The sequence below is a fragment of the Allorhizobium sp. NPDC080224 genome, from assembly GCF_050281005.1.
GTDB lineage: Bacteria > Pseudomonadota > Alphaproteobacteria > Rhizobiales > Rhizobiaceae > Allorhizobium.
On sequence record NZ_JBNNWJ010000006.1, the window covers coordinates 57,658 to 71,037 of the forward strand.

The 13,380-nt window shown below is 61.3% G+C and carries 11 protein-coding genes; all 11 read left to right on the forward strand.

Going from position 1 to position 13,380, the window contains the following annotated elements:
* The first annotated feature begins 2 nt into the window (after positions 1-2).
* Positions 3-1,625, forward strand: coding sequence for an FGGY-family carbohydrate kinase (locus ACQKP1_RS23175; protein ID WP_427277200.1), 1,623 nt, complete (start codon positions 3-5; stop codon positions 1,623-1,625).
* A gap of 340 nt (positions 1,626-1,965) precedes the next feature.
* Positions 1,966-2,973 carry a Gfo/Idh/MocA family protein gene (locus ACQKP1_RS23180; RefSeq protein WP_427277201.1) on the forward strand — a complete coding sequence of 336 codons (1,008 nt, stop codon included), beginning with the start codon at positions 1,966-1,968 and terminating at the stop codon, positions 2,971-2,973.
* Positions 2,970-4,541, forward strand: a complete 1,572-nt coding sequence (locus ACQKP1_RS23185; RefSeq protein ID WP_427277202.1) for an acyl CoA:acetate/3-ketoacid CoA transferase — start codon at positions 2,970-2,972, stop codon at positions 4,539-4,541. The genes ACQKP1_RS23180 and ACQKP1_RS23185 overlap by 4 nt, the downstream gene beginning before the upstream one ends.
* Positions 4,538-5,305 carry an enoyl-CoA hydratase/isomerase family protein gene (locus ACQKP1_RS23190; RefSeq protein WP_427277203.1) on the forward strand — a complete coding sequence of 256 codons (768 nt, stop codon included), beginning with the start codon at positions 4,538-4,540 and terminating at the stop codon, positions 5,303-5,305. The genes ACQKP1_RS23185 and ACQKP1_RS23190 overlap by 4 nt, the downstream gene beginning before the upstream one ends.
* A gap of 10 nt (positions 5,306-5,315) precedes the next feature.
* Positions 5,316-6,836, forward strand: a complete 1,521-nt coding sequence (locus ACQKP1_RS23195) for an aldehyde dehydrogenase family protein (RefSeq protein WP_427277258.1) — start codon at positions 5,316-5,318, stop codon at positions 6,834-6,836.
* 38 nt (positions 6,837-6,874) lie between these two features.
* A complete protein-coding gene (locus ACQKP1_RS23200; protein ID WP_427277204.1) occupies positions 6,875-8,128 on the forward strand; it encodes an ABC transporter substrate-binding protein in 1,254 nt (417 codons plus the stop codon).
* A gap of 103 nt (positions 8,129-8,231) precedes the next feature.
* Positions 8,232-9,125 carry a carbohydrate ABC transporter permease gene (locus ACQKP1_RS23205; protein WP_427277205.1) on the forward strand — a complete coding sequence of 298 codons (894 nt, stop codon included), beginning with the start codon at positions 8,232-8,234 and terminating at the stop codon, positions 9,123-9,125.
* Positions 9,125-10,003: a carbohydrate ABC transporter permease gene (locus ACQKP1_RS23210; protein ID WP_427277206.1), complete on the forward strand. Its 879-nt coding sequence runs from the start codon at positions 9,125-9,127 to the stop codon at positions 10,001-10,003. The genes ACQKP1_RS23205 and ACQKP1_RS23210 overlap by 1 nt, the downstream gene beginning before the upstream one ends.
* 4 nt (positions 10,004-10,007) lie before the next feature.
* Complete coding sequence (locus ACQKP1_RS23215) at positions 10,008-11,120, forward strand: ABC transporter ATP-binding protein (protein WP_427277207.1); 1,113 nt, start codon at positions 10,008-10,010, stop codon at positions 11,118-11,120.
* On the forward strand, positions 11,117-12,616 hold the full coding sequence (locus ACQKP1_RS23220) for an FAD-dependent oxidoreductase (protein WP_427277208.1): 1,500 nt from the start codon (positions 11,117-11,119) through the stop codon (positions 12,614-12,616). The genes ACQKP1_RS23215 and ACQKP1_RS23220 overlap by 4 nt, the downstream gene beginning before the upstream one ends.
* The gene (locus ACQKP1_RS23225; RefSeq protein WP_427277209.1) at positions 12,613-13,371 is read left to right on the forward strand and encodes a 3-ketoacyl-ACP reductase; all 759 of its coding nucleotides are present in this window, start codon (positions 12,613-12,615) and stop codon (positions 13,369-13,371) included. Before ACQKP1_RS23220 ends, ACQKP1_RS23225 begins: the two co-directional genes overlap by 4 nt.
* Positions 13,372-13,380 lie beyond the last annotated feature (9 nt).

A 13,380-nucleotide genomic window follows, 5' to 3' on the forward strand; every position in this document is an offset into this window, starting at 1 on the left:
TTATGACGCGACAAGATCGGCAAGACGGTGATCAGAAGCGTTTCGTCATCGGTGTTGATGTCGGGACAGCAAGCGTGCGTGCAGGTCTGTTTGACCTTTTTGGCCGGATGCTGTCTGTCGCCCGACGCGATATTAGCGTGTTTCGGGAGGCGGGCTCTGTCGTCGAGCAGTCGAGCGCCGAGATCTGGGACGCCGTCTGCACGGTCATTCGCGAAACGGTGGAAACGGCTGGGATCGATCCTGCCGAGGTGATCGGGCTTGGCTTTGATGCGACCTGTTCGTTGGTTGTGGTGGGGAAGGGCGGTCGACCGCTTGGCCTTAATGGCGGGGATCCTTCCCGCGATATCATTGTCTGGATGGACCACCGCGCGGTCACTCAGGCCGAGCGGATCAATGCGATTGGCCATGATGTGCTGCGCTATGTCGGCGGTCGGATCTCGCCTGAGATGCAGACCCCGAAGCTGCTCTGGCTGAAGGAAAACCGCCCTCAACAGTTCGGAGAGGCCTGGCAGTTTTTCGATCTCGCTGATTTTCTCACCTGGAAAGCGACAGGCGATCTTGCCCGCTCGACCTGTACCGTCACCTGCAAATGGACCTATCTCGCCCATGAGGCGCGCTGGGACGAGAGCTACTTCCGTGAGATCGGACTTGGCGAACTGGCAGACGAGGGTTTTGTCCGGATCGGGACACAGATGGTCGAGCCTGGGACCCGGCTTGGGGCAGGGCTCACCGCAGAGGCGGCATCAGCCATGGGCCTGGTAACCGGGACTGCTATTGCAGCGGGCATGATCGATGCCCATGCCGGTGGCATAGGGACGGTCGGCATCGGCGACAATCCGAAAGACAATCTGGCCTATGTCTTCGGGACATCCTCCTGCACCATGACGTCTACGACTGAGCCGGTCTTCGTGCCGGGTGTCTGGGGACCTTATTATTCAGCCATGGTGCCGGGCCTCTGGCTGAATGAAGGTGGCCAGAGTGCAGCAGGGGCTGCGATCGACCAGCTCTTGGTCTTTCATCCAGCAGCCAGAGAGGCAAGTGACAGGGCGCAAGCCTCAGGTAAATCGCTTCCAGCCTTTCTGGCCGAGATCGCGACGGCTCAGGTCGAGACGCTGTCCGAGACAGTCTTGGCAGCGGGTGGCCTGCATGTCGTGCCTGAGTTTCTCGGCAATCGCGCACCTTTTGCCGATCCCCATGCGCGAGCCGTGATTGCAGGACTTGGTATGGAGCGCGATCTTGACAGTCTGGTTGCGCTCTACATCGCCGGTCTGTGCGGCATTGGCTATGGGCTTCGCCAGATCATCGAGACGCAAGCCCGGCATGGGGCAGGCGTCAAACGTATCGTGATCAGTGGTGGCGCCGGATCAAGCCCACTGGTGCGCCAGTTGCTGGCTGACGCCTGCGGCTTGGCTGTGGTGGCCCCGCTCGCCGATGAGCCGGTCCTGCTCGGCTCGGCCATATTGGGCAGCGTGGCAGGTGGTGCATTTGTCGACGTGAAAGGGGCAATGCAGGCATTGTCAGCGATCGCCTCCGTATACGAACCGGCCAGGGACAAGATCGGCGAATTGCACGCGCGGCGTTTTGAAGCCTTCGTCAGATTGCAGGAGGTTGCGCGGGCGCTTTAGCGTCTTTTGCGTGACGGTCGGCTTTTAAGCTCAGTCCGGCCACAGTCGCGGTCCTTTAGCCAGACCGAGGAGAGACCCCGTATCTCCTCGGCCATGCGACGCAGTTTCATTCCCTTAAGGCAGACGCCTCGTGAACTGTCTCGGCTCTAATGGAGCAATGCGCGATATCCTTGGTGACGCGGACGAGAATGAAGCCTGTTGCATTCCAGATGACAGCTGGAACACGCACTTCCCATAGCCCTGGATTGACACCTCAACGCGCGCTCAAGAATCTGTTGACATCGAATTTGGATCGTTCCATAAGAATTGGAACGATCCAAATAAAAGCGTGTGGGAGGGAATGACGATGCGATGGGCCCTGATCGGAGCCAGCACAATTGCGCGCCAATACATGGTCGGAGCCATCCGTGCCGAGGGTGGCGAGATTGTCAGTGTGTTGAGCGGATCGGCGGAGCGCGCGCAGGCCTTTGCTGATGAAAACAAGATCCCGCAATCAGGCGCAGATCTCGACAGACTTTTGGACGATCCCAAGGTCGAGGCGGTCTACATCTCGACCACAAATGAAAAGCATCTGCCGCAGGCGCTTGCTGCCGTGAAGGCGGGCAAGCATGTGCTGAGTGAAAAGCCGCTGGCGCTGACGCTCGAGGATGCCTGCGCCATGGTTCGCGCGGCTGAAGAAGCGGGCCTCGTTTTCGCCACCAACCACCATTTGCGCTGCTCGGGAAGCCATCGTGCCGTGCGCGCATTGATTGCCTCGGGCCGCATCGGCCGCGTGCTTTCTCTGCGCCTCCATCATGCCGTCTTCCTGCCGCCGCACCTTCAGGGATGGCGGATCAATGCACCGGATGCCGGCGGCGGCGTCATTCCCGACATCACCGTCCATGATGCAGACGTCGCACGGTTTCTTCTCGGCGAAGATCCGGTTTCGGTCGTGGCGCAGATGACAAGCTCCGGCCTCGGGGAGGGTGTTGAAGACTCCGCCATGTCCGTCTGGACAATGCCGTCGGGTGCCATGGTCATGAGCCATGAAAGTTTCACCCATCCCTTTGCCGGTTCGGGTCTTGAAGTGCACGGCACGGAAGGGTCGATCTTTGCCCGGGATGTGATGACCCAGAATCCGATCGGCTCCATCGAACTGGTCACGGCGTCCGGCCGCGAGGCGATCGGCTTTGACCACCATGATCTCTATGCCGAAGGCGTTCGGCGCTTTCATGCCGCGGTCGCCGGCGATGGTGAGCCGGCAGCCACCGGGCTCGATGGCGTGAAGTCGCTGGCGGCCGCGCTTGCCGTGCGCGAGGCTGCAGCCCGCGGCGTCCGGGTCGACGTGAATTACGGAGATGTGCGTTGAGCAAGCTCGTCAACCCTGCAGAAGCCGTCGCACGCATTCCAGATGGCGCGGTCGTCACGGTGTCGTCCTCATCGGCGCTCGGTTGCCCTGATTTTGTCCTTTCGGCGCTAGGCCAACGCTTCGATACGCAAGGCCACCCGCGCAATCTCACCATGCTGCATCCGATCGCCGCCGGTGACATGTATGGCGTGAAGGGCATCGACCATATCGCCAAAGATGGCCTGATCGCCCGAGTATTGGCCGGCTCCTATCCGTCCGGTCCGTCGAGCCTTCCCATGCCCGAAATCTGGAAGATGGTCGTCGAAGACAGGGTGGAGGCTTATAATGTGCCCTCCGGCATCATGTTTGACATGCATCGCGAGGCGGCCGCCCGCCGTCCCGGCGTTCTGACCCGCATCGGCCTCGACACTTTCGTCGATCCGGTCCGCGAGGGCTGCGCGATGAATGAGCGCGCATCTGCCCACCCCATCGTCAGCCGCGTCGAATTCGCTGGCGAAACCTGGCTGCATTTTCCCAACATCTATCCGGATGTCTGCATTCTCCGCGCCACCACGGCCGACGAGCGGGGCAATCTCACCTATGAGCACGAAGGCGCTTATCTTGGCGGGCTCGAACAGGCGATCGCGACCCGCAACAATGGCGGCCTCGTCATTGCCCAGGTCAGCCGCATGACGGCATCAGGCAGTCTGCGCCCGCATGACGTGCGCGTGCCCGGTCATCTTATCGATCTCATCACTCTTGATCCCGAGCAGAAGCAGACCTGCGAAACGCCCTATGATCCGGCAATTTCAGGCCAGATCATGCGGCCGTGGTCGAGCTTCAAGCTCGCAGAGCACGGCGTCGAGAAGGTCATTGCCAGGCGTGCAGCTCTCGAATTGCAAGCCGGTATGACCGCCAATCTCGGTTTCGGCATCAGCGCACAGGTCCCCCGCATCCTGCTGGAAGAAGGGCACCCCGAGGCTGTCACCTGGGCGATCGAGCAGGGTGCCGTGGGGGGCATGCCGCTCACCGACTTTGCCTTCGGCTGCGCTTCGAACGCAGACGCCTTCATGCCTTCGCCGCAGCAGTTCATCTACTTCCAGGGCGGCGGCTTCGATGTGTCCTTCCTCTCGTTTCTCGAGGTGGACGTAGAGGGTAACGTCAATGTCTCCAAGCTCGGAAAGAAGCCCTATCTGACGGCCGGTTGTGGTGGGTTCGTCGATATCACCGCCCATGCGAAGAAGATCGTCTTCTCGGGCTGGTTCGAGGCCGGGGCCAATGTCGAACTGACCGACGACGGCATCCATGTTCGAAAACCCGGCAAGTTCACCAAGATGGTCGACCAGGTGGAGCATGTGACCTTCTCCGGAAAGAGGGCCCGGGAGCAGGGGCAGGACGTGCTCTATGTCACCGAGCGCTGCGTCATGCAGCTGACGGAAAGCGGGCTTGTCGCGACCGAGATCATGCCGGGCATTGATCCCGAGCAGGATATCCGTGCGGCATCGCAGAGCAGGGTGAAGGTAGCATCCGATGCACGCGTGATTTCCAAGGCCCTCCTCTCGAAAGATCCGATGGGGTGGACACCATGAGCGCCGTTCACCTGGAGATTGCAGAAGGGGTCGCCGAGATCCGGCTGGACAATCCGGCAAAACTCAATGCCTTCACGATCGAAATGCTGGAACAGCTTTCCGGCCATCTCGACCGTCTGGAGCGCATGGCTGACATCGGCTGCGTCATCGTCACGGCCAAAGGCGAGCGCGCCTTTTGCGCCGGAGCCGACATCAATGCCTGGGGCGATCTGACGCCTGCCGAATTTGCGAGGCTTTGGGTACGGGACGGACACCGCATTTTCGATCGCCTTGCACGCCTGTCGAAGCCAGTGATCGCGGCTATCGCAGGTCACGCTTTTGGTGGCGGTCTGGAACTCGCCGCTGCCTGCGACATCAGGGTCATGGCGCCATCCGCCACGATCGCCCTTCCCGAAGCCCATGTCGGCATCGTGCCTGGCTGGTCCGGCACGCAGCGCCTGGCGCGGTTGCTGCCAGAGCCGATCCTGAAGGAGATGGCGCTCTTCGGACGCCGGATCTCCGCTGAACGTGCCATGGCTTTCGGCTTCGTTGCCGAAGTTTCGGCAACCCCGGAGGAAACCGCCCGAGAGATTGCTCGATCGGTTCTCGGCCTTTCCCCACGCGCCGTGGAAGTCGCCAAATTCATGATTCATGCGGGCCAAGGCGAAGACCGGGACGCCATGATCGAGGCGCTCGGCAGTGCCGCGATTGCCGCTAGCGCCGATCGCCGCGAGGGTGTCGCCGCCTTCAGGGCGAAACGCAAACCCGCATTCTCGGGAGAATGACATGAACGACATGACCACGACCTCAGCCGTCGCCCATCCGCTGCCACAAGCGCCTTTCGAAGGCCGCCACCTGATCGACGGGCTCTGGCAGGGAAGCGCCGATGGGGCGACCTTCGACAGGATCTCTCCGTCGCATGGCATCGTCGTCAGCCGCTCCGCGCGTGGCGGCACAGCGGAAACGGAAGCCGCGATCGCCGCTGCAAGACGGGCCTTCGACGCTGGCGCATGGAGCCGCGCTACAGGAAAGGAGCGTTCGACGCTGCTTTTGAAGGTCGCCGGTCTCATCGAGGCCAATGTCGAGCGCATGGCGCTCCTCGAAACGCTCGAAAGCGGAAAGCCGATTTCCCAGGCGCGTGGCGAGGTGTCCGGTGCAGCTGACCTCTGGCGCTACGCTGCAGCACTTGCCCGCACCCTGCATGGCGACAGTCACAATTCGCTCGGCGAAGACATGCTGGCCGTCGTGCTGAAAGAACCGATCGGCGTCGTCTCGATCATCACGCCCTGGAACTTCCCCTTCTGGATTCTCAGCCAGAAGCTGCCCTTTGCGCTCGCCGCCGGCTGCACTTGTGTCATCAAGCCCTCGGAAATGACGCCGTCAACCACCGTAATCCTGGGAGAGCTACTGATCGAAGCAGGATTGCCAGCCGGCGTTGTCAACATCGTCCTCGGCTTCGGCCAGCCGGTCGGCGCCCTGATGGCGGAACACCCTGGCGTCGACATGGTCAGCTTCACCGGCTCGACAGCCGTTGGCAAGGCGATCAGTGCCGCAGCCTCCAGGACCCTGAAGAAAGTGGCACTCGAGCTCGGCGGCAAGAACCCGCAGGTCGTCTTCCCCGATGCTGATCTCGATGCTGCTGCCGATGCGATCACCTTTGGCGTCTATTTCAACGCCGGCGAATGCTGCAATTCCGGCAGCCGCATCATCGTGCACGAGGACATCGCAGAGACCCTGGTTAAAAAGGTCGTGGCGCTCTCCCGCAAGGTCGCCTTCGGTGATCCGCTCAATCCCGAGACCCAGGTCGGCGCGATCATTTCCGGCGCCCATCAAGAGAAGATCGCCGCCTATGTGCGCGATGCGGTGGCATCCGGCGCAAAGCTTGCTCTTGGCGGCGAGGCTGTCCGTCATCCAGGCCTGCCCGGCGATTTCTTCCGCCCGACCGTGATTACCAATGTCAGCCCGGACATGCCGATTGCCCGCGAGGAGGTCTTTGGCCCGGTGCTTGCGGTTCTCACCTTCAAGACCTTGGAAGAGGCGGTCGCACTCGTCAACGACGCGTCCTATGGCCTGTCGGCGGGCGTGTGGAGCGAAAACGTCCACACCTGCCTTGCCTTTGCCCGCCGCGCCGAGGCCGGCACCGTCTGGACCAACACCTGGATGGATGGCTTCCCGGAAGTCGCTTTCGGCGGCTTCAAGCAGAGCGGGCAGGGCCGCGAGAATGGCCGCTACGGCCTCGACGAATTCCTGGAGATCAAATCTGTCGTGATGCGCATCGGCAAGACCAGGCCGAACTGGGTGCGCGACTGCCTTTAGGAACGATTGAAAGCAACGCATCAAACAGGAGGAATAACATGCGTAGCCTTTTCAAGACCATGCTGATGACCGGTACCATGCTGGCGGGCACCGCCGGCATCTCTCATGCCACTGATGTCGAGGTGCTCCACTGGTGGACCTCGGGCGGTGAAGCTGCAGCCCTGAACGTTCTGAAGGAGGATCTGAACACCAAGGGTATCGGCTGGGTGGACATGCCGGTCGCCGGTGGCGGCGGTGAAGCGGCGATGACGGCACTGCGTGCCCGCGTCACGGCCGGCGATTCGCCAACCGCCGTGCAGATGCTCGGCTTCGACATTCTCGACTGGGCAGAGCAGGGTGCGCTCGGCAATCTCGACGAAGTCGCCAATGCCGAAGGCTGGGACGAAGTGGTGCCGGAAGCGCTGCAAAAGTTCTCGAAATACGACGGTCGCTGGATCGCAGCACCCGTCAATGTCCATTCGACCAACTGGGTCTGGATCAACAAGGCAGCCCTTGATGCAGCCGGTGGCAAGGCGCCGGAAAGCTGGGACGAGCTCGTCGCCGTCCTCGACAAGATGAAGGCAAACGGCATCACGCCGCTTGCCCATGGTGGTCAGCCCTGGCAGGACGCGACCGTCTTCGACGGCGTCGTTCTTTCCAAGGGCAACGACTTCTACAAGAAGGCCTTCATCGACCTTGACGAAGCGACGCTCACCGGACCTGACATGGCCGATGCCTTCGATCGTCTGATCAAGTTGCGCAGCTATGCCGACGACAATTTCTCCGGCCGCGACTGGAACCTGGCGTCTGCCATGGTCATCGAAGGCAAGGCCGGCATGCAGATGATGGGCGACTGGGCCAAGGGCGAATTCCTGAAGGCCGGCCAGAAGCCGGGTGAAGACTTCGTCTGCATCCGCTTCCCCGGCACGCAAGGGTCTGTGACCTTCAACTCCGACCAGTTCGCCATGTTCAACGTCTCGGGCGATGACAAGATCAAGGCTCAGATGGCCATGGCCTCGGCCATCGAAAGCCCGAAGTTCCAGTCGGCCTTCAACGTCGTCAAGGGATCGGTCCCGGCCCGCACGGACGTGCCGGACACGGATTTCGACGATTGCGGCAAGAAGGGCATGAAGGACCTCGCTGAAGCAAGTTCTGCAGGCTCCCTCTTCGGTTCCATGGCCCATGGCCATGCAGCACCGGCTGCCGTGAAGAACGCCGTCTATGACGTCGTCACCAAGGCCTTCAACGGCGGCTTCAAGGATGGTGCCGAGGCAGCCACAGCACTTGGCGAAGCGGTGGCCGCGGCCAAGTAACCTCCCGTCGCGAGCGATGCTCCTCGTCGCCCGCGGCCCCTCCGACGCCGTCTGCCAGGTGAAAGGCGGCGTCGGTCTATCATACCATACAGGGAGATCCTTCATGACAAGCTCGACTGGGGCTGACTTGCGCACGCGCATACAGGACTGGCTGCCGAAGATCGTGCTCGCACCGTCCTTCGCCGTCATTCTGCTGTTCGTCTACGGGTTCATCCTGTTCACCATCTTCCTGTCGTTTACCGGCTCCAGAATGCTGCCGGTCTACAACTTCATCGGCTTCACCAACTACAGCCGCCTCTGGGCGCAGGAAAACTGGCACATCGCGATCAGCAACATCGCGATCTTTGCAAGCCTCTACATCGTCATCTGCACGGCACTTGGCCTGACGCTGGCGATCTTCCTCGACCAGAAGATCCGCGGCGAGGGGTTGCTGCGCCCCATCTATCTCTACCCGATGGCTCTGTCCTTCATCGTCACCGGCACCGCCTGGAAGTGGTTCCTTGATCCGGGCATCGGTCTCGAGCGCATCATGCGGCTCTGGGGCTGGGAGAGCTTTTCCTTCACATGGATCAAGGACAATGACATGGCGATCTACACAATCGTCATCGCCGCGGTCTGGCAGACCAGTGGCTTTGTCATGGCCATGTTCCTGGCCGGCCTGCGCGGCATCGACAACGAAATCCTGAAAGCCGCCCAGATCGACGGCGCTTCGAGCTTCCAGCTCTATCGGCGGATCGTCATCCCGATGCTGCGGCCAGCCTTTCTTTCTGCCTTCGTCATCCTCAGCCACCTCGCAATCAAGTCCTATGACCTCGTGATCGCGCTGACCGGCGGTGGCCCGGGCCGCGCCACCGAAATGCCGGCGACCTTCATGTATTCCTACACCTTCACCCGCAACCAGATGGGCGTCGGTTCGGCCTCTGCCGTGATCATGCTGATGACGATTGCGGCCATCATGGTTCCCTATCTCTATGCCGAACTGAAGGAGAAGAACTGATGTCTGCCGTCAGCCAGGACACCGCCGTCAGGACCGGCCGCGTCACCCGCACCTTCATCTATCTGGTGCTTCTCCTCTTTGCGCTCTTCTACCTTTTGCCGCTTTATGTGATGGGGATAAACTCGCTCAAACCGCTCGCCGAAATCACCGGCGGCAATATGATGTCCCTGCCGGAAACCTGGACGCTGGATGCCTGGCGATCCGCTTGGTCGACCGCCCAGATCGGCGTGTCACCCACCGGTCTCAAACCCTATTTTCTGAACTCGATCCTGATGGTCGTCCCCGCCGTTGCGATATCGACGATCCTCGGCGCCCTCAATGGCTATGTGCTCACCAAATGGCGCTTCCGCGGCGACACCATCGTGTTCGGGCTGATGCTGTTTTCCTGCTTCATTCCCTTCCAGATCGTGCTGATCCCGATGGCGCTGGTGCTCGGCAAGCTCGGGCTCGCAGGTTCCATTCCGGGGCTGGTCCTGGTCCATGTGGTCTATGGCATTGGCTTCACCACGCTCTACTACCGCAACTACTACGCCACCTTCCCGACCGAACTGGTCAAGGCGGCCCAGATCGACGGTGCCGGCTTCTTCCGCATCTTCTGGCGGATTCTCTTGCCGGTCTCGGGCCCGATCACCGTCGTTTCCGTCATCTGGCAGTTCACCAATATCTGGAACGACTTCCTATTCGGCGTCTCCTTCGGCGGCACCAGCCAGCCGATGACGGCAGCCCTTAACAACCTCGTTCAGTCCTCCACGGGCGTGAAGGAATACAACGTCCACTTTGCAGGCGCGATCATCGCCGCCCTTCCCACCCTTCTCGTTTATATCGTCGCCGGCCGCTATTTCGTGCGCGGACTGATGGCAGGTTCAGTCAAAGGATAAGATCATGGGCTTTCTCGACATCCGGAACGTCACCAAGTCCTATGGACAGCTCGAAGTCCTGCATCGCGTGGACATCTCGGTGGAAGAAGGTGAATTCCTCGTGCTCGTCGGCCCCTCCGGCTGCGGCAAGTCGACCCTGCTCGGCATGATCGCGGGTCTGGAAGGCATTTCCTCGGGCGAGATCGCAATCAAGGACCGCGTCATCAACGGGGTCCATCCGTCAAAGCGCAACATCGCCATGGTCTTCCAGTCCTATGCGCTCTATCCCAATATGACCGTCGGCCAGAACATTACCTTCGGCCTTGAGATGCATGGTGTGCCGAAGCAGGAGAGGGACAAGGCATTGCTCGATGTCGCCAAGCTCCTGCAGATCGATCACTTGACCGATCGCAAGCCCGGTCAGCTGTCCGGCGGTCAGCGCCAGCGTGTCGCCATGGGCCGCGCTTTGGTGCGCGATCCTGATGTCTTCCTCTTCGACGAGCCGCTTTCCAACCTGGATGCCAAGCTGCGCGTCGACATGCGCACTGAGATCAAGAAGCTGCATGCCAAGCTCAAGCGCACCATCGTCTACGTGACCCATGACCAGATCGAGGCGATGACGCTTTCGACCCGCATCGCCGTCATGAACAAGGGTTATATCCAGCAGCTCGGCACGCCGAAGGAGATCTATGACACGCCGGCCAATGTGTTTGTCGCCACCTTCATGGGAAGCCCGGCGATGAATGTCGTGCCCGCACGTGTCGTCGTTCAAAATGGCACGCCCCATGCCGAAGTCGTGCTGGGGGATGGATCGAAGAGCCTGCTCGCCTTCAGCCAGCCGAGCCTTGGCCCCTGGGACGGGCGTGAGATCCTGCTTGGCATTCGACCGGAGGCCATCACCGATCCTGACGGCGCTGACCGCAAGTCGAAAAACATCGTCAGCCTCAAGAACCGGGTGATCGTCACCGAGCCCGCCGGCTCAGATACCTTCGTCACGATGAGCCTCGGGGATAAGGACGTGATCGCGCGCATGCGCGCCGACGTCGATATTGCCGGCGGCGACGATTTCGAATTCGCAGTCAACATGGAAAAGGCAGTCGCCTTCGATCCGAAAACGCAAGAGCGCATCCGGCCATGAGAGACGCAGACGTCATCATCATCGGTTCGGGCATGGGCGGTGCAACCCTTGCCGCAAAGCTTGCCCCGACGGGCCGGCGCATCCTGATCCTCGAGAAGGGCGAAAGGCTGCAGAGGTCCCCGGCGGATCGCGATGCCGAGGCAATTTTTGGCAAGGCGCATTTCAGGCCAAAGGAAGAATGGTTTGACGGCAGTGGCCAGCCCTTCAACCCCGGCAACTATTACAATGTCGGCGGCAACTCGAAATTCTATGGCGCGGTGCTGCTGCGCTATCGGCGAGAGGATTTTTCCCCCCTGCGCCACATGGGCGGAACGACGCCCGGCTGGCCGATCGCTTATGACAGTCTGGAGCCGTGGTATCAGCAGGCCGAGCAGATGTTCGAGGTCCGTGGAACGTCGGGGGAGGATCCGACCGAACCGCCACATTCCGGAACCTACGACCACACACCCGTACCGGACGAGCCTGTGATCGCTGATCTTCGCCGTCGTCTGAAGTCCGTCGGGCTTCATCCCGCTTCGCTGCCATTGGGCGTCGATATCGACACATGGCTTGCCCATGGCCGCACGACCTGGGACGCTTTTCCCGATACTTGTGGTGGCAAGAAGGATGCCGAGACAGTGAGCCTGTCCGCAGCGCTTCGCCATCCGAACGTCTCGCTCGTGACAGGATGCGAGGTCACACGTCTGCTGGCGGGCGAGGGCGATCAGATTGCTGGCGTTGAAGTCCTGGAACGGGGCGAGATGAAAGCGCTGAGCGCACCGCTCGTGGTCCTCGCCGCCGGTGCTGTCAGAAGCGCTGCCATTCTTCTGTCCTCTGCGAATGAGAACCATCCGCAGGGTCTGGCAAACCGATCCGATCAGGTCGGCCGTAACTTCATGAACCACAATTGTTCGGCGGTGCTGGCGCTCCACCCTCTCAGGCGCAATCGCTCGATCTACCAGAAGACCCTGCTGGTCAACGACTTCTACCTGACGGGCGGGCCGAACGGCGAACCGCTCGGCAATATCCAGCTTCTCGGCAAGATCACAGGCCCGATCCTGGCTGCAAGCTCGCCGCTGCCCCGACCACTTGCGCGTTGGATCGCCGACCGTTCGATTGATCTCTATGCCATGTCGGAGGACCTGCCCAACCCTGAAAGCCGCGTGATGGTCCGCAACGGTCGGATCGTACTCGACTGGAAGCGGTCGAACTGGGAGGCGCATCTTGCCCTGGTCGACAGGCTGAAATCGCTGCTTCGAAAAGCCGGCTACCCGGTCGTGCTCTCGCGGCCCTTTGACCGGCGCACGCCCTCTCATCAATGCGGCACGGCGCGCATGGGCTCAGACCCGATGACGAGCGTGGTCGACAGTTACGGGCGCAGTCACGACCACCCTAATCTCTTCATCGTCGACGCGTCGATCCTGCCAACTTCGGCCGCCGTCAACCCCGCCCTGACCATCGCGGCACTCGCTTTGCGGTCCGGCCAGCACATCATCGAAACGGAGTTCAAGCCGTGAACAAGGTCGCACTCATCACCGGAGGCCAGCAGGGCATCGGCCTCGGCATTGCCCGAGAACTGGCTCGCGCCGGCTACAAGCTTGCACTGGCGTCAAGGTCAGAGGAAAATGCGCCACAAGTCCAGGCAGCACTTGAGGAATTGGGCAAAGCGGCGATCTATGTTCGCCATGACCTGCAGGATATCGACAAGGTCGTATCGGTACTGGATACGGTCGAAGCACGCCTTGGCCCTGTTACCACCTTCGTGTCGAATGCCGGCGTGCCTGCCAAGGTGCGTGGAGACATGCTCGCTTTGACGCCCGACAGCTTCGACTTCGTCCTTGGTGTCAACCTGCGCGGCGCCTTCTTCCTCGCTCAGGAGGTCGCGCGCCGTATGCTGGCAACTCCCACCGATACCTATCGCTCGATCGTCTTCGTGACTTCGGTGAGTGCCAGCATGGCCTCGATCGAGCGGGCGGAATACTGCATCTCCAAGGCTGGTGCCGGCATGATGACGGAGCTTTTTGCTCTACGTCTTGCGCCGCACGGGATCGGCGTCTTCGAGTTGAGACCCGGCATCATCGAAACCGAGATGACGGCGGGCGTAAAGGACAAATACACGGCGCGGATCGAGGGCGGGCTTGTTCCCGCGCAGCGCTGGGGCCAGCCGGCCGATATCGGCAGCGTGGTCGTGCCGCTTGCAGACGGACGTTTTGCCTTCGCCAATGGGGCCGTCATCCCGGTCGACGGCGGTCTGTCTCTGGCCCGCCTCTAGGAGAGTTTC

Coding starts and splice junctions, on each gene's coding strand:
- ACQKP1_RS23215 (WP_427277207.1), top strand. CDS start 10,008: ATGGGCTTTCTCGACATCCGGAACGTCACCAAGTCCTATGGACAGCTC.
- ACQKP1_RS23195 (WP_427277258.1), top strand. CDS start 5,316: ATGACCACGACCTCAGCCGTCGCCCATCCGCTGCCACAAGCGCCTTTC.
- ACQKP1_RS23175 (WP_427277200.1), top strand. CDS start 3: ATGACGCGACAAGATCGGCAAGACGGTGATCAGAAGCGTTTCGTCATC.
- ACQKP1_RS23210 (WP_427277206.1), top strand. CDS start 9,125: ATGTCTGCCGTCAGCCAGGACACCGCCGTCAGGACCGGCCGCGTCACC.
- ACQKP1_RS23220 (WP_427277208.1), top strand. CDS start 11,117: ATGAGAGACGCAGACGTCATCATCATCGGTTCGGGCATGGGCGGTGCA.
- ACQKP1_RS23205 (WP_427277205.1), top strand. CDS start 8,232: ATGACAAGCTCGACTGGGGCTGACTTGCGCACGCGCATACAGGACTGG.
- ACQKP1_RS23180 (WP_427277201.1), top strand. CDS start 1,966: ATGACGATGCGATGGGCCCTGATCGGAGCCAGCACAATTGCGCGCCAA.
- ACQKP1_RS23200 (WP_427277204.1), top strand. CDS start 6,875: ATGCGTAGCCTTTTCAAGACCATGCTGATGACCGGTACCATGCTGGCG.
- ACQKP1_RS23190 (WP_427277203.1), top strand. CDS start 4,538: ATGAGCGCCGTTCACCTGGAGATTGCAGAAGGGGTCGCCGAGATCCGG.